The sequence below is a fragment of the Novosphingobium gossypii genome, assembly GCF_050433305.1.
Taxonomy (GTDB): Bacteria; Pseudomonadota; Alphaproteobacteria; order Sphingomonadales; family Sphingomonadaceae; genus Novosphingobium; species Novosphingobium gossypii.
Genome location: NZ_JBNPXM010000001.1, coordinates 467,736 through 487,430, shown reverse-complemented (window position 1 = coordinate 487,430; position 19,695 = coordinate 467,736). Strand labels below are relative to the sequence as shown.

Here is a 19,695-nt window from a genome sequence, read left to right as displayed (position 1 = left end):
GAAACCCAAAACGCAACACGGGCGGCGGTGCCAGAACACCGCCGCCCGTGCATCATTCCGACGCCGGAGCGTGGGGATTACTTGTAGGTGACCTTCTTCACCGCCGCGACGATGCGGTCGGCGTCAATGATCGCCAGCTTCTCGAGGTTCGCGGCGTAAGGCAGCGGCACGTCCTCGTTGCAGACGCGCACGACCGGCGCGTCGAGGTTGTCGAAGCCGTCTTCCATGCAGATCGCGATGATTTCCGACGCGATCGAGCAGACCGGGAAGCCTTCCTCTGCCACGACCATGCGGTTGGTCTTGGCAAGGCTGGCGAGCACCGTTTCCTTGTCCAGCGGACGCAGCGTGCGAAGATCGATGACTTCGGCGTCAATGCCTTCCTCTGCCAGCCGTTCTGCTGCTTCGAGAGCGAGGCCGACGCCGATGGAGTAGGACACGATCGTCACGTCCTTGCCTTCGCGCATGACGCGGGCCTTGCCGATCGGCAGGACGTGATCGTCCAGTTCGGGCAGTTCGAACGAACGACCATAGACCAGCTCGTTCTCAAGGAACACGACCGGGTCTTCCGAACGGATCGCGGCCTTGAGCAGGCCCTTGGCATCCGACGCATCGTAAGGCGCGATGACGACGAGGCCGGGGACGTTGGCGTACCACGGACCGTAGTTCTGCGAGTGCTGCGCACCCACGCGCGATGCCGCGCCGTTGGGACCACGGAACACGATCGGGCAGCGCATCTGGCCGCCGGACATGTAGTTGGTCTTAGCGGCCGAGTTGATGATGTGATCGATCGCCTGCATGGCGAAGTTGAACGTCATGAACTCGATGACCGGACGCAGGCCGCCCATCGCCGCACCCGTGCCGATGCCGGCAAAGCCGTATTCGGTGATCGGGGTGTCGATTACGCGGGTCGGGCCGAACTCTTCGAGCAGGCCCTGCGTCACCTTGTAGGCGCCCTGGTACTCGGCGACTTCCTCACCCATCACGAATACGCGGTCGTCGCGACGCATTTCCTCGGCCATCGCATCGCGCAGGGCTTCGCGAACGGTCGAGGTCTTCATGTTGGTGCCGCGGGGCAGTTCGGGATCGCGCGCGGTCTTCAGATCGGAGTGCAGGTTGGCGGTGCCGCTTTCGGCAGGCTTCCTGTCCTCTGCCGGCTTTTCGCCCGAGGCGGGCTGCGCGTCGGTCTTCGCTTCGGCCTTGGGCGCCTCGACGGCAGACGCATCTTCGCCTTCCCCAGCGAGCAGCGCGATGACCGTGCCGACCTTCACGCCTTCGGTTCCTTCGGCGATCAGTATCTTGCCGACGGTTCCTTCGTCGATGGATTCGAATTCCATCGTTGCCTTGTCAGTCTCGATTTCGGCAAGGATAGTGCCCGAGGAAACCTCGTCGCCTTCCTTGACCAGCCACTTGGCCAGCTTGCCCTCTTCCATGGTCGGGGAGAGAGCGGGCATCTTCAGTTCGATCGCCATCTCAGTAGCTCTCCACCAGGACGTCGGTATACAGTTCGGGGGCGTTGGGTTCCGGCGAGTTCTCTGCAAAGTCGGCGGATTCGGCGACCTGCGCACGCACGCGCTTGTCGATTTCCTTCAGCGCTTCCTCGGTCACGCCCAGGGCAAGCAGCTCGGTCTTGGCGTGTTCGATCGGATCACGCTTCTCGCGCACTTCCTGCACTTCCTCGCGGCTGCGGTACTTTGCGGGGTCCGACATTGAGTGACCGCGATAGCGGTACGTGTTCAGCTCCATGAGGACCGGGCCATTGCCCGCGCGCACATATTCCAGCGCCACTTCGGCCGACTTGCGCACTTCGAGCACGTCCATGCCGTTGACCGACATGCCGGGAATGCGGAACGAGGTGCCGCGGCGGTGGAAGTGCGTTTCTGCGGACCCGCGCTTCACGGCGGTGCCCATGGCGTAGCCGTTGTTCTCGATCACGAAGATGATCGGCAGCTTCCACAGCGCCGCCATGTTGAAGCTTTCGTAGACCTGGCCCTGGTTGGCCGCACCATCGCCGAAGTAAGCCATCGCGACGCCGCCGTCTTCACGGTACTTGTGCGCGAACGCCAGACCTGCGCCGAGTGAAACCTGCGCACCGACGATGCCGTGACCGCCGTAGAAGCGATGCTCCACGGAGAACATGTGCATCGAGCCGCCCTTGCCCTTCGAGATGCCCGCTTCACGTCCGGTCAGCTCGGCCATGATGACCTTGGGGTCGATGCCGTAGGCGAGCATGTGGCCATGGTCCCGGTAGCCGGTGATGACCGAGTCCTTGTCGTTGTCGAGCGCGGACTGCAGGCCGACGGCGACGGCTTCCTGGCCGATATAGAGGTGACAGAAACCGCCGATCAGGCCGAGGCCGTACAGCTGGCCTGCCTTTTCCTCGAAGCGGCGGATGAGCAGCATCTGCTCGTAGAAATGCAGAAGCTCTTCCTTGGAAGGCGTGTAGCGCTTGTCGGCATCCAGGGTTGCCTGAAGGCTGTGCAGCGCGAAATCCTCTTCTGCGGCAGCGGTTTCAGCCGCCGATGTCTTTGCTTTGGGCAACGCATGCTCCCAACGTTGGTGCGATCGTTTCAGTCCGGGCGGTATAGGAAGGACGCAGCCAAAGCGAAAGCGCAGACGCTCGAAATCGAGCGTCAAACGTGGACTTTTTTGCAACAAGATTTGCAGAAAACAGCATTATCGCGCCTCTCCAACCAGAGACAACGCACGAACGGTCAGGGCAGTTGCATGACCATTTCGTCGGGGCGCGCGACGTTCAGGTTGCTGCGCACCAGTTCTCCGGCAAGGTCGGGGTCCATCTTGCGGGGATTGAGCAATGCGACGCGGTTCTTCAGATGATCGCGATCGACCTTGAGGTCGCCAAGCTGGTTTTGACGCTGCTCGAGAAGACGCTGATTTTCGCCCCAGGCGAGAAGCCCGCTGGGCCCGGCGACACACCACAGCCCCATCAGCACGAGCAACGCCAGGGCAAGACCCTTGACGAGGCGTTCTCTAGCTAAGTTGGTGTCCTGTCGCACGGTTCGCATCAGTCGTTTGAATCATAAGTGATTCGGGGTTGCAAGCCCAAACTCTAACGGATTCCTGCGCTTTGCGACAGGCGGAGGAGAATTGCGCGAAACGCTGCAGCAAAGTTTTGATGTTGATAAGTTGATGGGCGCATCAAGTGTGTTCAAGGCAACAGATGATGCCGGGGTTCACCGCGTGCCACAACGACAGTCTGCGGGCCTAAGGCGACGGCTTCAGATTCCTCGCTTCGACCCTCTTCATCCCCGGTTCCGCTTTCTCGCCGACCCTGCTACGCGCCCCGCCATGTTGAGCATTCGTGATATCACCGTGCGCCTGGGCGGCCGCACCATTCTGGACGGCGCTTCGGCCACACTTCCGCAGAACGGCAAGATCGGTCTGATCGGCCGCAATGGCGCGGGCAAGTCGACGCTGGTCAAGACGATCATCGGTGAACTCGACCCCGACGGCGGTTCGGTGGACATGCCGCGCCGCGCGCGTCTGGGCTATATCGCTCAGGAAGCGCCGAGCGGCACGCGCACTCCGTTCGAGGCGGTGGTCGAAGCCGATACCGAGCGCACAGCCCTTCTGGCCGAGGCGGAGACGTGTACCGATCCCAATCGCCTCGGCGACGTGCACGAGCGGCTGATCGCCATCGATGCCTATACCGCCCCCGCCCGCGCCGCGCGCATCCTCGTCGGCCTGGGCTTCGACGAGGAGATGCAGTCGCGTCCGCTCGACAGCTTCTCGGGCGGTTGGAAGATGCGCGTGGCGCTGGCTGCCCTGCTGTTCTCGGAACCGGACGTCATGCTGCTTGACGAACCGTCGAACCACCTCGACCTCGAAGCGACGCTGTGGCTGGAAAACTTCCTCAAGAGCTATCCGCGCACGCTGCTGGTCATCAGCCACGAACGCGACCTGCTCAATACCGTAGTCGACCATATCCTGCACCTGCAGCAGGGCAAGCTGACGCTTTACCCCGGCGACTACGACAGCTTTGAGCGCATCCGGGCGGAGCGTGCGGCGCAGGCCGCTGCGGCGCGGGCCAACCAGGAAGCGCAGAAGAAGAAGCTGGCCGATTACGTCGCGCGCAACTCGGCCCGCGCATCCACCGCGAAGCAGGCGCAGTCGCGTGCGAAGATGCTGGCGAAGATGCAGCCGATCGCCGCGATGGCGGAAGACAGCTCGCTCAGCTTCAACTTCCCCAGCCCGGATGAACTGCGCCCGCCGCTCATCACGCTGGACCTTGCCGCCGTCGGGTACGAGGCGGAAAATCCGATCCTCAAGCGTCTGAACCTGCGCATCGATCCGGAAGACCGCATCGCGCTGCTGGGCCGCAACGGCAACGGTAAGACCACGCTGGCGCGCCTGCTGGCCCGGCAGCTGGACCCGATGGAGGGAGAGATTAACTTCTCGCCCAAGATCCGCATCGGCTACTTCACCCAGTATCAGGTGGAGGAGCTGCCTTCGGACTCCACGCCGCTCGAACTGATGACGCAGGCGATGAAGGACAAGCCGCCGGTCGCGGTGCGCGGCCAGCTGGGCCGCTTCGGCTTCTCCGGCGACCGTGCCACGGCAGAGACACGGACCCTGTCGGGTGGAGAGCGCGCGCGCCTTGCGCTGGCGCTGGTGACGCGTGACGCGCCGCACATGCTCATCCTCGACGAGCCGACCAACCACCTCGACGTCGATGCGCGCGAAGCACTGGTGCAGGCGCTCAACGACTTCGAAGGCGCGGTGATCCTCGTCAGCCACGACCGCCACATGGTCGAACTGGCGGCAGACCGGCTGGTGCTGGTCGATGGCGGCACGGCGACCAACTACGACGGGTCGATGGAGGACTACATCGACTTCGTGCTGGGCCGGAACCAGCCCAAGGCCGAAATCGTGTCGAAGGCGGGCGATGCACCTGCAAAGAAATCCGGTGCCATCGCGCGCGAGGAACTGAAGGCCTTGCGCAAGAAGGTCACAGCCGCCGAAACGCGTATGAAGCGAGCGCAGGCGGAAGTGGACGCTGTGGTGGATGCACTGGCCGATCCGGCGTCCGCCAAGGGCGACCTCAAGGGGCTGGCGATCGGCGCGCTAGGCAAGCGGCATGGCACTGCCGCTGAGGCCCTTGAAGTTGCCGAGACCGAATGGCTGGAAGTCCACGAGGAACTCGAAACGCTGATGGGTCGCGGCAAGTGAGCGTTGCGTTTCGGCGCGACGGGGACGAGGAGCATCTGGAACCCAAGTTCGAGGTGCCGATCCCGCCCGGCCCCAATCTGGTCACTGCCCGTGGCCGGGAACTGATCGTCGAACGCATCGCGCAGCTGGAGGCGCAGGTTTCCGCCCTCACCGAGGAGACCGCTCTGAACGCCGCCAAGCGGGATCTGCGCTACTGGCACGCCCGCCTAGACACAGCACAGGTCCAGCCGGTGCCCGCCGGAGACACCGTCCGCTTCGGCAGCCGCGTCCGCTTCCTGCTGAGCGGGAAGTCGCGCGAAATCGTCATCGTCGGCCATGACGAAGCCGATCCCGCGCAGGACCGGCTGGCTTACGCGGCCCCCCTCGCCAAAGCCCTGCTGGGCGCGCAGGCTGGCGAGTTTGTCGATTTCAACGGTCGCGAAGAGGCGATCGAGGTCGTCGAAGTCGGCGCCGCGTAACCCGCCGTCCCGGATCAGGTCCGGGACCACGGCCTTCTCAGCGAACCCAGTCCTTCTCGGGAATGCCCAGCAGGCGAAGCACGCTGGTCAGGTCGCCGCGATCGATCCAGCCGTTCGATGCGGCGCGCGCCTTGGGCTTGGCGTGATAGGCGATGCCATAGGTCGCCGTTTCCAGCATCGGGATGTCGTTCGCGCCGTCGCCCGTTGCAAGGCTGGTAACACCTTCGCCCGCTGCATCCAGTTCCGCCAGCAGCGTCGCCTTCTTCACCGCCGAATCGACGATGCCCCCCACCAGGCCTCCGGTCAGCTTGCCATCGGCCACTTCCAGCCGGTTGCCGACGACGTGCTCGAAGCCAAGCTGCGCGGCAACCGGATCGGCAAAGTGGTGGAAGCCGCCGGTGACCAGCACGGTGCGGCAACCCAGCTTCTTCAGTGTCTCGACCAGGATCTTCGCGCCCGGCATCGGGCGGATGCGCGTGTCGAGGCATTCGTCGATAGCGCTGGTAGAAAGCCCCTTCAACAGGCCGACGCGCTCACGCAGGGCCTGCTCGAAATCGAGTTCGCCCTGCATGGCCCGCTCGGTGATCTCGGCGATGCGTTCTTTCAGGCCTGCGAAGTCGCCAAGCTCATCGATGCATTCCTGCCCGATCATGGTCGAATCCATGTCGGAGATGAACACGCGCGGCACCACCGGCTCATCCGTCGTGACAAGGCCGTCGGTCCTGCCGAAATGCGCATCGAGCGCGGCGCGAAGGACGTCCGCATCGTCGTCGGGCGAATCGATCTGCATCGTCTGCCCGCAGAAATCGAGCATGGCGGCATCGGCGATCCGCACGCCGCCCTGCCCCATCTGCGCCTTCGCGGCTTCGAGACTGGTCGAAAGATGATCCGGTTCTGCTATCAGCCGGGCAATGAGCACTGCGAAACCCCTTGATGCGCCATACGATATCTCAGCCGGAGACCGGCCGCCGCTGGCGCTCATCGCAGGGCCGACCGCCAGCGGCAAGAGCGATTGTGCGGTCGCCCTCGCGCAGGAACTGGAACGGCGCGGCCGCCGCGCGGTGGTGGTCAACGCCGACAGTTCTCAGGTCTACGCCGATCTGAACATTCTCAGCGCTCGTCCCACCGAAGAGGACATGGGCGGCATGGAGCACCGCCTGTTCGGCGCCTGGGACGGTGCGCAGAGCTGCTCCGCCGCCGACTGGGCCCGCACCGCCGCGGCAACCGTCGCCGCCATCCACGCAGAGGGTGCTGTGCCGATCCTGGTCGGGGGGACCGGCCTTTACATCCGCACACTCCTTGACGGCATCGCACCGATCCCCGCGATCGACCCCGAAGTACGGGAGGTGATCCGCGCCCTGCCCGTAGCGCAAGCCTACGCGGCGCTTCAAATCGAAGACCCCGAACGCGCCGCGCGTCTGTCGCCCGCCGACACGACGCGGGTGGCCCGCGCGCTCGAAGTCGTGCGCTCCACCGGGCACGGACTAGCTCACTGGCAGGCGCAGACCACCGGCGGCATCGGGGACGCCATCGTACTTCATCCGGCCATTCTGCTGCCCGACCGTCAATGGCTCTACGCCCGCTGCGACCTGCGGTTTCAGCGCATGATCGATCGCGGTGCGCTTGCGGAAGTGGAAGCCCTGCTGACGCGTCGCCTCGATCCCGACCTGCCGGTGATGCGGGCAATCGGCGTGCCTGAACTGCGCGGCGTCATCGCAGGCGACTGGACGCTGGAAGATGCCATCGTCCGCGGCTCTCAGGCGACGCGCAATTATGCCAAGCGACAATTCACATGGCTGCGACATCAGCCCCCAGCAGATTGGCTGCGGGTTCAATTTGAAAATTACAATGCAAACCTAATAAATGACATTTTATTGCGTTTTCCGGGTTGACCTGACATATCCACATGCCTAGAGGCCAATCCTGTCCTGATGATGGAAGTCATGCAGGGCAATGATGGAAGACCCGGTACGCTCAAGCCGACGTGCCGGGTCGGATTTCATTGGAAGCAACCGGAACTGCCGGTGCCTCCACCCCGGACGAATTTGTGAAGGAATATGTCGTGACTGAAGAGCGCAGCGGCGCGAGCATCCTGGTCGAAAGCCTGGTCAAGCAGGGGGTCGAGTTCGTATTCGGCTATCCCGGCGGTGCCGTGCTACCGATCTACGATGCCCTCTTCGGCGATGAACGACTTAGGCACATTCTTGTCCGCCACGAAGCCGGCGCGGCACATGCCGCTGAAGGATACGCGCGTTCCACCGGCAAGCCCGGCGTCGTGCTGGTCACTTCCGGCCCCGGCGCGACCAATGCCATCACCGGCATTGCTGACGCATTCCTCGATTCCATCCCCCTCGTCGTCATCACCGGTCAGGTTCCGACCGCGCTGATCGGCTCGGACGCGTTTCAGGAAGCGGACACCGTCGGCATCTCGCGCCACTGCACCAAGCACAATTATCTGGTGAAGGATCCGGCGGATCTTGCCGCGATCGTGGACGAGGCGTTCCAGATCGCCACGACCGGTCGCCCCGGCCCGGTTCTGATCGACATCCCCAAGGACGTCCAGATCGCCATGGCGGCCTGGAGCGATGGCCCGATCCAGCGTCACCAGCGCTACAACCCGCGCACTGAGGGCACGTCGGAAGAGATCGCGCGCGCGGTGGAGATGCTGGCGAATGCCAAGGCTCCAGTGTTCTACACCGGCGGCGGCGTCATCAACTCCGGCCCGCGCGCCACCGCTCTCCTGCGCGAACTGCAGGCGAAGACCGGCGCGCCCGTGACCTCGACGCTGATGGGCCTTGGCGCCTTCCCGGCGGACCATGCCGACTGGCTGGGCATGCTGGGCATGCACGGCACGTTCGAGGCGAACATGGCGATGAACCAGGCGGACCTGATCGTCTGCGTTGGCGCCCGCTTCGACGACCGCGTGACGGGCCGCCTCGATGCTTTCGCGCCGAACTCGGAAAAGATCCATATCGACATCGACCGCGCCTCCATCAACAAGACTGTGCCGGTGGACCTGCCGATCATCGGCGACTGCGCCACCGTCCTCGACCAGATGCTGGCGGAGTGGGGCGCGCGCAAAGGCCAGGATCTTTCCGCATGGCATGCCCGCGTCAACGGCTGGCGCGAGAAGAAGAGCCTGTCCTACCCATCGAACGCGCAGGCGATCATGCCACAGCTCGCAGTCGAGCGTCTGTATGAATTGACGAGGCATCGCGATCCGGTGATCTCCACGGAGGTCGGCCAGCACCAGATGTGGGCGGCGCAGTATTTCCCGTTCTTCAGCCCCAACAAGTGGCTGACTTCGGGAGGTCTGGGAACCATGGGCTATGGCCTGCCCGCCGCAATCGGCGCGCAGTGCGGCAATCCGGAAAGCCTGGTCATCGACATCGCCGGCGACGCCTCGATCCAGATGAACATCCAGGAACTGGGCACCGCCACGCAGTACCGCCTGCCGGTCAAGGTCTTCATCCTCAACAACGAGTGGATGGGCATGGTCCGCCAGTGGCAGGAACTGACTTACGAAAGCCGCTACTCCAACTCCTATTCGGACAGCCTGCCCGACTTCGTGAAGCTGGCCGAAGCCTACGGTTGGAAGGGCATTCGCATAGAGAACGAGAGCGAACTCGACGCCGGCATCCAGGCGATGATCGACCATCCCGGCCCGGTCATCGTGGACTGCCTGGTCCACAAGGAAACCAACTGCTTCCCGATGATCCCCTCGGGCGCGGCGCATACCGACATGATCCTCTACGGCGATACCGTCGCCGGCACGATGGACGACGAAGCCAAAGCGCTGGTCTGAGGAACGAGACGAACCATGATGCATATCCAGCATGAAGCCGAGGAACGGCACGTCCTCACCGTCACGGTCGACAACGAGGCGGGCATTCTCGCCAAGATCGCCGGCCTGTTCACTGCGCGCGGTTACAACATCGACAGCCTGACCGTGGCCGACATCACCGACAACCACGCGGTGAGTCGGATCACCATCGTCACGCACGGGCCTCGCAGCCAGATCGACCAGATCCACGCCCAGCTTGAACGGCTGGTGCCGGTTCACAAGGTCGTCGACCTTACCGAAGTTGGCCCACACGTGGCGCGCGAACTGGCTTTGGTGAAAGTCGCGGGCGTCGGCGACAAGCGGGTCGAGGCGCTGCGCATCGCCGAAGTGTTCCGCGCCCGTCCAGTCGACACCACGACCGAAAGCTTCATCTTCGAGATGACCGGCGCGCCGGACAAGATCGACAGCTTCGTGGCGCTGATGCGCGACCTTGGCCTTGTCGAGGTCGGCCGCACCGGCATCGTGGCGATGGCCCGCGGCCCGCAGGAAGCCTGAATACTCAATTTGCGTCTGCCCTGCAGGGCGGCGCCTGATCAACAACCGTCCCGCCCCGCCGGGATGACGGAAGGAAGAACGATGAAGGTCTATTACGACGCCGATTGCGACATCAACCTGATCGCCGACAAGAAGATCGCGATCGTCGGTTACGGCAGCCAGGGCCATGCCCATGCCCAGAACCTGCGCGATTCGGGCGCCAAGAACGTCGCCATCGCCCTGCGCGAAGGTTCGGCCACCGCAAAGAAGGCCGAAGCCGCCGGCTTCAAGGTGCTGTCGAACAAGGAAGCCGCCGCATGGGCCGACGTGCTCATGATCCTGGCTCCCGACGAGCATCAGGCCGCAATCTACGCCGACGACATTCATGACAACCTCAAGCCCGGCGCCGCGCTGGCCTTCGCGCATGGCCTGAACGTCCACTTCGGCCTGATCGAGCCGCGCACCGACATCGACGTGTTTCTGATCGCACCCAAGGGCCCCGGCCACACCGTGCGCGGCGAATACCTGAAGGGCGGCGGCGTGCCCTGCCTCATCGCGATCCACCAGGACGTGACCGGCAACGCGCAGGACGTGGCCCTGGCCTACGCTTCGGGCGTCGGCGGCGGTCGCTCGGGCATCATCGAGACCAACTTCCGCGAGGAATGCGAAACCGACCTGTTCGGTGAGCAGGCCGTGCTCTGCGGCGGCGCAACCGCGCTGGTCCAGGCCGGTTTCGAAACCCTGGTCGAAGCCGGCTATGCACCGGAAATGGCCTATTTCGAGTGCCTCCACGAACTGAAGCTGATCGTCGACCTGATGTATGAAGGCGGCATCGCCAACATGCGCTACTCGATCTCGAACACCGCCGAATACGGCGACATCAAGACCGGCCCGCGCATCATCACCGAAGAGACCAAGAAGGAAATGAAGCGCGTCCTGGACGACATCCAGTCCGGCCGCTTCGTCAAGGACTTCGTGCTCGACAACCGCGCCGGCCAGCCCGAACTGAAGGCCTCGCGCAAGATCGCCCAGCGCCATCCGATCGAAGAGACCGGCGCCAAGCTTCGCGCGATGATGCCCTGGATCGGCGCCAACGCCCTGGTCGACAAGACCAAGAACTGATCCTGCGGACATATCCGTAAACGGCGGGCGGGTGGTCGAAAGGCCGCCCGCCCGTTTTTGCGATTTTTTGCATCACCGTTTCTTCCGCGTGGGAGCGTGGAAGTCCGGCGGCTTGCCGGCTACCCAGCGCACGAAGCGGGCGATCTCCTCCACCTTCATCAGTTCCGCAGCATCCGGGTCCATCCGCGCCAGCTGCGCATTGCTCAGCGCTGCGTGGATGGTGCGATGGCAGATGGGATGCAGCGGCACCGTTTCGCGCCCGCCCCGGCTTTTGGGCACGGGATGATGCCACTCCACCTTGCGCCCCAGCGGGCGTGCGCACAGCCAGCATTGCCTTACCTCTTCGTCCATGGTGCTCCAACGCCCGGGCCATTAGGAAGTTATCAAAGTTTCAACCTTAACATCGCTTCAACGAGGCAAAATCAGGCCCTCGAAAAGGGCCGCGCTAAAGGTTGATTTCATGACGGCATTCGGTCGGCGCAGCGGTATCGGTGGGATGGGCCAAGGCGCCCGCCCTGCGTTCGGAGTGGCAAAGCCGCTGACCGGCGGCCCCGGCAAACCCGGCGGCGGTCAGGGCGGTCTGCCCGGCGGCGTGCCCATGCCGGGCGATCCCTTTCCCGCCACCGAGGGCCCCGCTCCTTCTCGCGACGATGCCATGTCCCGTCTGGCCGACCGCGCCAACGCCGTCCACGAACAGTCCGAGCAGAACGGCTTCGAAGCCTCGATCCACAAGATCAAGGAACAGGTGCTCCCCCGCCTGCTGGAGCGCGTGGACCCCGAGGCCGCCGCCACCCTCACCAAGGATGAACTGTCGGAGGAATTCCGTCCGATCATCATGGAAGTGCTGGCCGAACTGAAGATCACCTTCAACCGCCGCGAACAGTTCGCGCTGGAGAAGGTGCTGATCGACGAACTGCTGGGCTTCGGGCCGCTGGAGGAACTGCTCAACGACCCCGAAATCTCGGACATCATGGTCAACGGGCCGAACCAGACATACATCGAGCGCAAGGGCAAGCTCCAGCTTGCACCCACCAAGTTCCGCGACGAGCAGCACCTGTTCCAGATCGCCCAGCGCATCGTCAATCAGGTGGGCCGCCGCGTTGACCAGACGACGCCGCTGGCCGACGCGCGCCTCAAGGACGGCAGCCGCGTCAACGTCATCGTCCCGCCGCTGTCGCTGCGCGGCACGGCCATCTCGATCCGTAAATTCTCCGAAAAGCCGATCACCATCGACATGCTGCAGGGCTTCGGCTCGATGAGCGAGAAGATGGCCACCGCGCTCAAGATCGCCGGTGCCTGCCGGATGAACATCGTCATTTCCGGCGGTACGGGTTCGGGCAAGACCACCATGCTCAACGCGCTGTCGAAGATGATCGACCCGGGCGAGCGCGTGCTGACGATCGAAGACGCCGCCGAACTGCGCCTGCAGCAGCCGCACTGGCTGCCGCTCGAAACGCGCCCTCCGAACCTTGAAGGACAGGGCGCGATCACCATCGGCGATCTCGTCAAGAACGCCCTGCGTATGCGTCCTGACCGCATCATCCTGGGCGAAATCCGCGGCGCCGAGTGCTTCGACCTGCTGGCGGCGATGAACACCGGCCACGACGGATCGATGTGCACGCTCCACGCCAACTCACCGCGCGAATGCCTGGGCCGTATGGAAAACATGATCCTGATGGGCGACATCAAGATCCCCAAGGAAGCCATCAGCCGCCAGATCGCCGAATCGGTCGACCTGATCGTGCAGGTGAAGCGCCTGCGCGACGGTTCGCGCCGTACCACCAACATCACCGAGGTGATCGGCATGGAGGGCGACGTCATCGTCACGCAGGAACTCTTCAAGTTCGAGTATCTGGACGAGACGGACGAGGGCAAGATCATCGGCGAGTTCCGCCCCTCCGGCCTGCGCCCCTACACGCTGGAAAAGGCGCGCCAGTTCGGCTTCGACCAGGCCTATCTCGAAGCCTGCCTCTGACCCGCTGGTTGATGCAGGATGCGTGCGAACCGGTGTGCTGTTGCAGCGTGCCGACGGCCGCCGCCGGCGTGATCGCGCGAACTGCCCGTGCAGGGATATAAGCGCGCGATTGTCGTCACTTAGATCCGTTCCGACATGTTTTCCGCGATGGATTTGGGGCTTCAGAAGGCCCGCCGTGGCGCGCGCGTGGCGCTCTTCGGGTGTGACCTTTCGCCGGCGGCGCGATTTCGCGGGTCCGGCCTTTTGCGTCAGCGCGTCCCACGCAGTTGCAAAACCGCCCGCACCGGGTTTTCGGCGCAGGCGATAGGCACTTTCCCGCGAAAGGCCCACGCGACTTGCCGCCTGTGCGACCGAGCCGGTTTCAGCCAAAGCGCCCAAAAAGTCGGCCTGTCGCGCAGGCGTCCAACCGTCCTTGCGGGCGCGTACGGGCACGGCGGCGAAGGCCGGGACGCGGATGTGGCCCCGGCGATGAGGTTGCGGTTTCATCCACAAGGGTAAACGCGATCTGCGCGATGTAGGAAAGGCTTTTGCGAGCAGCCCTCCTCCCCGACATGGGGAAGAGCGCCGTTCGCTTAGCGAAGAGGGGCATCGCCGCCTTGCGCCTACGGCAAACGCCCTCCCCGACTTTTTCGGACTATCACTCCCTGCGTCGGGGAGAGTGGCCTTTACTGCTTCTCGAACGCCGCGGTGATGGCGATCTGCGTCTCGTCGCTCACCAGCGGCGCGTACTTGGTGACGCCGAACTCGGTGCGCTTGATCGTACCCACCGCGTTGAAGCCCAGCGTGTAGACCTTCTTCATCGGGTTCACGTTGGCGGCCTTGAACGTCGCCTTGAGCACGACCGGCTTCGTCACGCCGTGCAGCGTCAGGTTGCCCGCGATGTCGGCGGTGCGCGCGCCGGTCTTCGTCACCTTGGTGGAAACGAAACGCATGGTCGGGTACTTCGCGGCGTCGAACCAGTCGGCGCTGACCAGTTCCTCGTCCAGCGTCTTGTTGGTGGTGGACACCGAAGCGACCGGCACCGAAACGTCCAGCTTGGCCGAAGCCAGGTTCTTCGTGTCCAGCGACAGCGTACCGGTTGCCCCCGGCAGCGTGCCGAAGAACTCGCTGATGCCGAAGTGATCGACGGTAAAGCGCACCAGCGTGTGCGCGGAGTCGAGGGCATAGGTGCCGGCCTGGACGGCGGCGGGGCTGGTGTCGGCCTGCTGCGCGACGATCGGCGCGGCAACGGCGAGCGAAGCGGCGGCCAGCGCGGACGCGAAAATGCGGTTCATGGTATTCTCCGGCAAGGTATCCTGAGTGGAAGCCTGTGATCCCACCCCCTCGGCCTGCAAAACAGCCCGATAAAGTCGATGCACTTGTTCAGGTTTGTCGAACGGTTTGCATGGCCGATGGCTCAGCCTGCCAGCCATCCCCGAGCGGAAAGGCCCAGCAACAACACCGCCGCCATCAACGCGAAGAAGAAGATCGCCGTCCACGGCATGAAGCCCACCCGATCGATATGCTTGCGCCGGTGCCGTCGATGGTCGCCCACCCACGCCACCACCGCGATCAGCGCGGCAACGGCGCCGCAGATGGTCATCAGAATCCGCGAATCTTCCATGCTCCACGCCTTGCCTCCGCGCGGGACGAAGTTAAAGCCCGCAGTCGTGACCGTTTCCCCAAGAACCGACCGCCCCATGCTGGCCATCGCGCTACGCCTTGCTGCCATGGCAATGCTGGCGACGATGTTCATGCTGGTGAAGCTGGCCGCCGAAGCCGGCGTGTCCCTGCCCGAACTGGTGTTCTGGCGGCAGGGCATGTCGGTGCCGTTCATCCTGGCATGGCTGGCGCTCCGCGGAGAACTCGGCATCCTGCGCACCCGGCGGATCGGCAGCCACGCCAAGCGCGCGCTCAGCGGCACGCTGGGCCTATGCTGCAACCTTGGCGCGGCCACGCTGCTGCCGCTGGCGGTGGGCACGACGCTGGGCTTCACCACGCCGCTGTTCGCGGTGCTCATCACCGCCCTCGTGCTGCGTGAAAGGGTGGGGCCGTGGCGCTGGACGGCGGTGGTGCTCGGCTTCGTTGGCGTGCTGGTGATAACGCAGCCAGGTGCGGCCGCGCAGAGCGCTCCCCTGCCCGCACTCGGGCTGGCTGCGGGGCTGGGCGCAGGCCTGATGGTGGCGATCATCAGCTTCCAGATCCGCGATCTGTCGCGCACCGAGGCGCCGATCACCTGCGTCTTCTGGTTCGTGTTCTTCGGCGGTCTGATCGCCGCCACGGCGCTACCCTTCTACGCCAGCGCACATGGCCCGCGCGAATGGATGCTGCTTGCCGCGATCGGCCTCACAGGCACGCTGGCGCAGTTTCTGCTGACTTCGGCCCTGCGCTTCGGGCCGGTGGCAACCGTGGTGGTGATGGACTATTCGTCGCTGATCTGGGCCACGCTCTATGGCTGGACGATCTGGGGCCACGTTCCCTCGACGGCGATGTGGCTGGGCGCGCCGATCATCGTCGCGGCGGGCCTCATCATCACCTCGCGCGAACATTTCCTGTCCCGCCGCGTCTCGCCCACCTCCGCAGCGGACGAAGGCGCCACAGAAGACGCCGCGCAAGGAACCTGAACTGCCCTTGCGTGTTCACACCGATGCGCGACCGGGCAAGCGCCCGCACGCACCGAAAAAAGGAACATCACATGGTCAAGAAGCTCGTTCTCGCCCTCGTCGCAGGCGGCATCGTTTTCTCCGCTGCTGCCTGCAACACCGTCAAGGGTGCGGGTCGTGACGTCCAGTCGGTCGGCCAGGCCGGCGAAGACGCCATCAAGTAACGGGTAAGCGGGCGGGCTCCACAGCCACCGATCGGGGTCCGCCTGCCTCTCTTCCGAAGCCCGCTTCCACAGCATCGCATGTTCGGCTAGTCGGTCATCGACCAGTCAGGGAACATGCTTTCGATGAACAGGAAGGTTCTTGCCGCCATTGTGATGAGCGGCATTCTTTTAACCGCCACCGCCTGCAATACGGTGAAGGGCGTGGGTCGGGACATCGAGTCCGTCGGCCAGGCCGGTTCGGACGCACTCCGCTAAGCTGGATTCGGCGCCTCAGGCGTCGAAAACATGGTGCTTCACCATGTTGCGTGCCCTGATCCAGAGCACCAGACGTAGCGCCACTACCATGCCCAGCGCAAACCCGAGCGTGGCATCCAGCATCAGCAGCGCGTTGCCCACAGGGCGCGCCGCGTGTGCGGGTGCATGGACACCTGCCTGAAACCCACTCGGCAGGATCAGGCGCCGCACCAGAAACACCACGGCGATCAGCAGGATGGCCAGCGGCGACTGCCGCACCATCACGCGCGCCTTGTCGCCCTCACCCTCGATATGCAGGTGCATCAGCCGCGCCCGCTGCGCGCCGATGGCGCCGCCGACGACCGCCCCTGCGGACAGGCACAGCCAGCCAAGGTCGCTCGGCGGCATGCCGGCCAGCGCCAGCGATACCGCCACGATGACGATCATCGGCATGATCCATAACAGGGGAAGGCGCAGTGCGCGGGCCTTCTTCATCCGCATCATGCGCAGTGCCATGATGCCCACGAATATCGCCAGCGGCAGATACGTGATCAGCCCGCGCTCACCTTCCCCCATATGCGTCAGCTTCCGCCGATTTCGCTCAGCGACGGCGTGCCGGGCACGCCCGGTTCGCCGTTCCACACCAGCACCGGCTTGCGTGCGGCCAGCGTTTCGTCAAGCCGCCTGCGCGGCGCGAAGTGCGGCGCGGAGTGCAGGCTCTCGTCGCCCGCCTTCGCCCGCTCGGCAAGGCTGCGCAGCGAACCGATGAAGCGGTCCAGACCGGCCTTGCTTTCGGTCTCGGTCGGCTCGACCAGCATCGCGCCCTTGACCACCAGCGGGAAGTAGACCGTCATCGGGTGGAAACCCTCGTCGATCAGGCCCTTGGCGATGTCGAGCGTGGAGAAGCCATCGGCCAGCCCCGCGTCGCTGAACAGCGCTTCGTGCATGCACGGCCCGCTGTCGGCGAAGGGCGCGGGCAGCAGATCCTCGCACGAACGCAGCACGTAGTTGGCGTTGAGCACCGCGTCCTCGGCCACCGTACGCAGGCCGTCCGCGCCGTGGCTGAGGATGTAGGTCAGCGCGCGGGTGAACATGCCCATCTGCCCGTGGAAGGCGACCATGCGACCGAACGCCTGCGCGTGGCCCTCATCCGCGTTCTCCTCCTCGACCAGGTGGATCGAACCGTCGGCACCGCGCGTCACGAACGGCAGCGGCGCGAAGGGCGCCAGCGCTTCGGAGAGCACCACCGGGCCGGCACCGGGACCGCCACCGCCGTGCGGGGTGGAGAAGGTCTTGTGCAGGTTGATGTGCATGGCATCGACGCCAAGATCGCCCGGACGCACCTTGCCGACGATGGCGTTGAAGTTGGCGCCGTCGCAATAGACGTAGCCGCCCGCCGCGTGGACCGCATCGGCGATCTCGCGCATGTCCGGCTCGAACAGGCCGCAGGTGTTCGGGTTGGTGATCATCACGCCCGCCACATTCGGCCCCAGCTTGGCCTTCAACGCCGCCACGTCCACGCGGCCCGCCGGGGTTGCCGGGATGGATTCCACCTTGAAGCCCGCGAACGCGGCAGTGGCGGGATTGGTACCATGGGCGCTTTCCGGCACCAGCACCACGTCGCGGGTCTCACCGCGTGCATCCAGCGCGGCGCGGATGCACAGCAGGCCGCACAGTTCGCCATGCGCGCCGGCCTTGGGGCTCATCGCGACAGAAGCCATGCCGGTCAGCGTGATGAGCCAGTCGGCCAGCTGCTCGATGACTTCCAGCGCGCCCTGCACGGTGGTCTGGGGCTGCATCGGGTGCACATCGGCGAAACCGGGCAGGCGGGCCATCTTCTCGTTCAGACGCGGGTTGTGCTTCATCGTGCACGAGCCGAGCGGGAACGGCCCGAGGTCGATGGCATAGTTCTGGCGCGACAGGCGGGTGTAGTGGCGCACGGTTTCCGGCTCGGTCAGACCCGGCAGTGCAGGCGCCGCCTTGCGCAAGAACTTGCCCAGACCGGCGGCGGGGGCACGATCGGCTGCGTCGATGTCGACGCCGCACTTGTCGGCGCTGCCCAGCTCGAAGCTGAGAGCTTCTTCGAGCATCAGGCCATAGTCACCTGACGACGTTGCAAATTTAGCCTCTCCGGCGCCGCCCATGGACGGGCGCCAGCCGGATGCGTTGGGGGCGTTCATGCGCTCGCTCCTGCAAGAACGGCTTCCAGCGCAGTGGCGAAAGCCTCAATATCTTCGTCGGTGGTAGTCTCGGTCGCAGCGACCAGCAGACTGTTGTGCAGACCGTCGGCCACCGGGAACAGTCGGCCCAGCGACACGCCGCCAAGCACTTGCCTGTCAACCAGTTCGCGCACCACTTCGCGGGCATCACGCGGCAGAATCACCGTCGCTTCGTTGAAGTAGGCGTCGTTCAGGATCGAAACGCCCGGTACCTTCGCAAGACGCTCGAACGTCGCCTGTGCCCTGGCGTGATTCACCGCAGCCAGTCGTGCCAGCCCTTCGCCGCCCAACAATGTCAGGTGAATACTGAAAGCCAGCGCGCAAAGGCCTGAATTCGTGCAGATATTGCTCGTCGCCTTTTCGCGGCGAATATGCTGTTCACGCGTGGACAGCGTCAGCACGAAGCCGCGCTTGCCTTCTGCATCGACAGTCTGTCCGCAGAGGCGCCCCGGCATCTGGCGCACGAACTTCTCGCGGCAGCCGAACAGGCCAAGGTACGGACCGCCGAACTGCAGCCCTACGCCCAGCGACTGGCCCTCGCCCACGACGATGTCGGCGCCAAGGTTGCCCGGCGCCTCGATCAGGCCCAGGGCCACCGGCTCGGTCACGACAGCAACGACCAGCGCGCCCACGGCATGGGCCGCGTCGGAAATCGCCGCAAGGTCGGGGATGCGGCCCAGTACGTCGGGGTACTGAACGACCACGCATGAGGTCTTGTCGTCGATCGCGGCGATCAGCGCGGCATCGTCCGGATCGGCGGTCAGTTCCGGCGCCAGGGAGACGATATCGTCCTTCGTGAACTTCGCCATGGTGCGCACCACTTCGCCGTAGTGCGGGTGCAGGCCGCCCGACAGGACGGCGCGGCCCTTGCGGGTGACGCGCGCGGCCATCAGGATCGCTTCCCAGCACGCGGTCGAGCCATCGTACATCGATGCATTGGCGATGTCGGTGCCGAACAGGCGCGCGACCTGGGTTTGGAACTCGAACAGCACCTGCAGCGTACCTTGCGCGATTTCCGGCTGGTAAGGCGTGTAGGCGGTCAGGAACTCGCCGCGCTGGATCAGATGGTCGACCGAGGCGGGGACATGGTGACGATAGGCACCGGCACCGATGAAGAACGGCGCGGCGCCCGCGCTCAGGTTCTTCGCAGCCAGCGCGGTCATGTGGCGTTCGACGGCCATCTCGCTGGCATGGGCGGGCAGGCCCTCGATTGAGCCGGCAAGCAGGTGCTCGGCGGGCACGTCGACGAACAGGTCATCGACGGTGGCAGCGCCGATGGTCTCCAGCATGGAGGCGCGATCGGCCGGGGTCAGGGGAAGGTAGCGCATTGAGGCGGTCTCTCATCAGGATCCTCCCCGGGCGGGGGAGGTGACAGT

Annotated in this window: 20 protein-coding genes; 10 read left to right on the top strand and 10 right to left on the bottom strand. The window is 64.8% G+C overall.

Annotation, left to right across the window (positions count from 1 at the left end):
• Window positions 1-77: 77 nt before the first annotated feature.
• The 3 genes from GGR40_RS02630 to GGR40_RS02620 all read right to left on the bottom strand — a co-directional run bounded on the left by GGR40_RS02630 (window position 78) and on the right by GGR40_RS02620 (window position 3,023).
• Window positions 78-1,469 (bottom strand): pyruvate dehydrogenase complex E1 component subunit beta, encoded by a 1,392-nt coding sequence (locus GGR40_RS02630; RefSeq protein WP_429274638.1) that lies wholly within the window; start codon window positions 1,467-1,469, stop codon window positions 78-80.
• A 1-nt stretch (window position 1,470) separates the two neighbouring features.
• Window positions 1,471-2,538 (bottom strand): pyruvate dehydrogenase (acetyl-transferring) E1 component subunit alpha, encoded by a 1,068-nt coding sequence (gene pdhA, locus GGR40_RS02625; RefSeq protein WP_429274637.1) that lies wholly within the window; start codon window positions 2,536-2,538, stop codon window positions 1,471-1,473.
• Between the two features lie 173 nt (window positions 2,539-2,711).
• Window positions 2,712-3,023, bottom strand: coding sequence for an FtsB family cell division protein (locus GGR40_RS02620; RefSeq protein WP_429274636.1), 312 nt, complete (start codon window positions 3,021-3,023; stop codon window positions 2,712-2,714).
• Window positions 3,024-3,306: 283 nt separating this feature from the next.
• Here GGR40_RS02620 and GGR40_RS02615 point away from each other — a divergent pair, with 283 nt between their 5' ends.
• Both GGR40_RS02615 and GGR40_RS02610 read left to right on the top strand, forming a co-directional pair.
• Complete coding sequence (locus GGR40_RS02615; RefSeq protein WP_429274635.1) at window positions 3,307-5,187, top strand: ABC-F family ATP-binding cassette domain-containing protein; 1,881 nt, start codon at window positions 3,307-3,309, stop codon at window positions 5,185-5,187.
• Window positions 5,184-5,645, top strand: coding sequence for a GreA/GreB family elongation factor (locus GGR40_RS02610; RefSeq protein ID WP_429274634.1), 462 nt, complete (start codon window positions 5,184-5,186; stop codon window positions 5,643-5,645). The genes GGR40_RS02615 and GGR40_RS02610 overlap by 4 nt, the downstream gene beginning before the upstream one ends.
• 37 nt (window positions 5,646-5,682) lie before the next feature.
• On the opposite strand, the gene serB is transcribed toward GGR40_RS02610, so the two are convergent.
• On the bottom strand, window positions 5,683-6,564 hold the full coding sequence (serB, locus tag GGR40_RS02605) for a phosphoserine phosphatase SerB (protein ID WP_429274633.1): 882 nt from the start codon (window positions 6,562-6,564) through the stop codon (window positions 5,683-5,685).
• On the opposite strand from serB, the gene miaA reads away from it, so the two are divergent.
• From miaA to ilvC, 4 genes are all read left to right on the top strand, one after another.
• Complete coding sequence (gene miaA, locus GGR40_RS02600; protein ID WP_429274632.1) at window positions 6,557-7,537, top strand: tRNA (adenosine(37)-N6)-dimethylallyltransferase MiaA; 981 nt, start codon at window positions 6,557-6,559, stop codon at window positions 7,535-7,537. The genes serB and miaA overlap by 8 nt on opposite strands.
• 170 nt (window positions 7,538-7,707) lie before the next feature.
• On the top strand, window positions 7,708-9,450 hold the full coding sequence (gene ilvB / locus GGR40_RS02595; RefSeq protein WP_429274631.1) for a biosynthetic-type acetolactate synthase large subunit: 1,743 nt from the start codon (window positions 7,708-7,710) through the stop codon (window positions 9,448-9,450).
• 15 nt (window positions 9,451-9,465) lie between these two features.
• On the top strand, window positions 9,466-9,984 hold the full coding sequence (ilvN, locus tag GGR40_RS02590; protein WP_103729682.1) for an acetolactate synthase small subunit: 519 nt from the start codon (window positions 9,466-9,468) through the stop codon (window positions 9,982-9,984).
• 81 nt (window positions 9,985-10,065) lie between these two features.
• Entirely contained in the window at window positions 10,066-11,085 is a 1,020-nt protein-coding gene (ilvC, locus tag GGR40_RS02585) for a ketol-acid reductoisomerase (RefSeq protein WP_429274630.1), read from the top strand.
• Window positions 11,086-11,157: 72 nt separating this feature from the next.
• On the opposite strand, the gene GGR40_RS02580 is transcribed toward ilvC, so the two are convergent.
• Entirely contained in the window at window positions 11,158-11,436 is a 279-nt protein-coding gene (locus GGR40_RS02580) for an HNH endonuclease (protein WP_429274629.1), read from the bottom strand.
• Window positions 11,437-11,545: 109 nt separating this feature from the next.
• Here GGR40_RS02580 and GGR40_RS02575 point away from each other — a divergent pair, with 109 nt between their 5' ends.
• On the top strand, window positions 11,546-13,060 hold the full coding sequence (locus GGR40_RS02575) for a CpaF family protein (protein ID WP_429274628.1): 1,515 nt from the start codon (window positions 11,546-11,548) through the stop codon (window positions 13,058-13,060).
• Between the two features lie 665 nt (window positions 13,061-13,725).
• Here the strand turns inward: GGR40_RS02575 and GGR40_RS02570 are convergent.
• Both GGR40_RS02570 and GGR40_RS02565 read right to left on the bottom strand, forming a co-directional pair.
• Complete coding sequence (locus GGR40_RS02570; protein ID WP_429274627.1) at window positions 13,726-14,334, bottom strand: YceI family protein; 609 nt, start codon at window positions 14,332-14,334, stop codon at window positions 13,726-13,728.
• A 122-nt stretch (window positions 14,335-14,456) separates the two neighbouring features.
• Entirely contained in the window at window positions 14,457-14,795 is a 339-nt protein-coding gene (locus tag GGR40_RS02565; protein WP_429274626.1) for a hypothetical protein, read from the bottom strand.
• Between GGR40_RS02565 and GGR40_RS02560 the strand changes: the two genes are divergently transcribed.
• The 3 genes from GGR40_RS02560 (at window position 14,770) to GGR40_RS02550 (ending at window position 16,121) form a co-directional block, all read left to right on the top strand.
• Entirely contained in the window at window positions 14,770-15,663 is an 894-nt protein-coding gene (locus GGR40_RS02560) for a DMT family transporter (protein ID WP_429274625.1), read from the top strand. The genes GGR40_RS02565 and GGR40_RS02560 overlap by 26 nt on opposite strands.
• Before the next feature lie 71 nt (window positions 15,664-15,734).
• Window positions 15,735-15,866: an entericidin A/B family lipoprotein gene (locus tag GGR40_RS02555; RefSeq protein ID WP_429274624.1), complete on the top strand. Its 132-nt coding sequence runs from the start codon at window positions 15,735-15,737 to the stop codon at window positions 15,864-15,866.
• Between the two features lie 123 nt (window positions 15,867-15,989).
• Window positions 15,990-16,121 carry an entericidin A/B family lipoprotein gene (locus tag GGR40_RS02550; protein WP_429275202.1) on the top strand — a complete coding sequence of 44 codons (132 nt, stop codon included), beginning with the start codon at window positions 15,990-15,992 and terminating at the stop codon, window positions 16,119-16,121.
• A gap of 15 nt (window positions 16,122-16,136) precedes the next feature.
• Here GGR40_RS02550 and GGR40_RS02545 read toward each other — a convergent pair whose 3' ends face one another.
• Genes GGR40_RS02545 through gcvPA form a run of 3 tightly spaced genes read right to left on the bottom strand, consistent with a single transcriptional unit; the run spans window position 16,137 to window position 19,647 of the window.
• Window positions 16,137-16,676 carry a DUF1453 domain-containing protein gene (locus tag GGR40_RS02545; RefSeq protein ID WP_429274623.1) on the bottom strand — a complete coding sequence of 180 codons (540 nt, stop codon included), beginning with the start codon at window positions 16,674-16,676 and terminating at the stop codon, window positions 16,137-16,139.
• 5 nt (window positions 16,677-16,681) lie between these two features.
• On the bottom strand, window positions 16,682-18,280 hold the full coding sequence (gene gcvPB / locus GGR40_RS02540) for an aminomethyl-transferring glycine dehydrogenase subunit GcvPB (RefSeq protein WP_429274622.1): 1,599 nt from the start codon (window positions 18,278-18,280) through the stop codon (window positions 16,682-16,684).
• Window positions 18,277-19,647 (bottom strand): aminomethyl-transferring glycine dehydrogenase subunit GcvPA, encoded by a 1,371-nt coding sequence (gene gcvPA / locus GGR40_RS02535; protein ID WP_429274621.1) that lies wholly within the window; start codon window positions 19,645-19,647, stop codon window positions 18,277-18,279. Before gcvPA ends, gcvPB begins: the two co-directional genes overlap by 4 nt.
• Window positions 19,648-19,695 lie beyond the last annotated feature (48 nt).

Excerpts from the sequence above, each read along its gene's own strand:
- GGR40_RS02565 (WP_429274626.1), bottom strand. The coding sequence starts at position 14,795 with ATGAACATCGTCGCCAGCATTGCCATGGCAGCAAGGCGTAGCGCGATG.
- GGR40_RS02575 (WP_429274628.1), top strand. The coding sequence starts at position 11,546 with ATGACGGCATTCGGTCGGCGCAGCGGTATCGGTGGGATGGGCCAAGGC.
- ilvN (WP_103729682.1), top strand. The coding sequence starts at position 9,466 with ATGATGCATATCCAGCATGAAGCCGAGGAACGGCACGTCCTCACCGTC.
- GGR40_RS02630 (WP_429274638.1), bottom strand. The coding sequence starts at position 1,469 with ATGGCGATCGAACTGAAGATGCCCGCTCTCTCCCCGACCATGGAAGAG.
- GGR40_RS02545 (WP_429274623.1), bottom strand. The coding sequence starts at position 16,676 with ATGGGGGAAGGTGAGCGCGGGCTGATCACGTATCTGCCGCTGGCGATA.
- ilvC (WP_429274630.1), top strand. The coding sequence starts at position 10,066 with ATGAAGGTCTATTACGACGCCGATTGCGACATCAACCTGATCGCCGAC.
- GGR40_RS02560 (WP_429274625.1), top strand. The coding sequence starts at position 14,770 with ATGGCAATGCTGGCGACGATGTTCATGCTGGTGAAGCTGGCCGCCGAA.
- GGR40_RS02620 (WP_429274636.1), bottom strand. The coding sequence starts at position 3,023 with ATGCGAACCGTGCGACAGGACACCAACTTAGCTAGAGAACGCCTCGTC.
- gcvPA (WP_429274621.1), bottom strand. The coding sequence starts at position 19,647 with ATGCGCTACCTTCCCCTGACCCCGGCCGATCGCGCCTCCATGCTGGAG.
- gcvPB (WP_429274622.1), bottom strand. The coding sequence starts at position 18,280 with ATGAACGCCCCCAACGCATCCGGCTGGCGCCCGTCCATGGGCGGCGCC.
- GGR40_RS02550 (WP_429275202.1), top strand. The coding sequence starts at position 15,990 with ATGAACAGGAAGGTTCTTGCCGCCATTGTGATGAGCGGCATTCTTTTA.
- GGR40_RS02580 (WP_429274629.1), bottom strand. The coding sequence starts at position 11,436 with ATGGACGAAGAGGTAAGGCAATGCTGGCTGTGCGCACGCCCGCTGGGG.
- GGR40_RS02555 (WP_429274624.1), top strand. The coding sequence starts at position 15,735 with ATGGTCAAGAAGCTCGTTCTCGCCCTCGTCGCAGGCGGCATCGTTTTC.
- miaA (WP_429274632.1), top strand. The coding sequence starts at position 6,557 with ATGAGCACTGCGAAACCCCTTGATGCGCCATACGATATCTCAGCCGGA.
- GGR40_RS02615 (WP_429274635.1), top strand. The coding sequence starts at position 3,307 with ATGTTGAGCATTCGTGATATCACCGTGCGCCTGGGCGGCCGCACCATT.
- GGR40_RS02570 (WP_429274627.1), bottom strand. The coding sequence starts at position 14,334 with ATGAACCGCATTTTCGCGTCCGCGCTGGCCGCCGCTTCGCTCGCCGTT.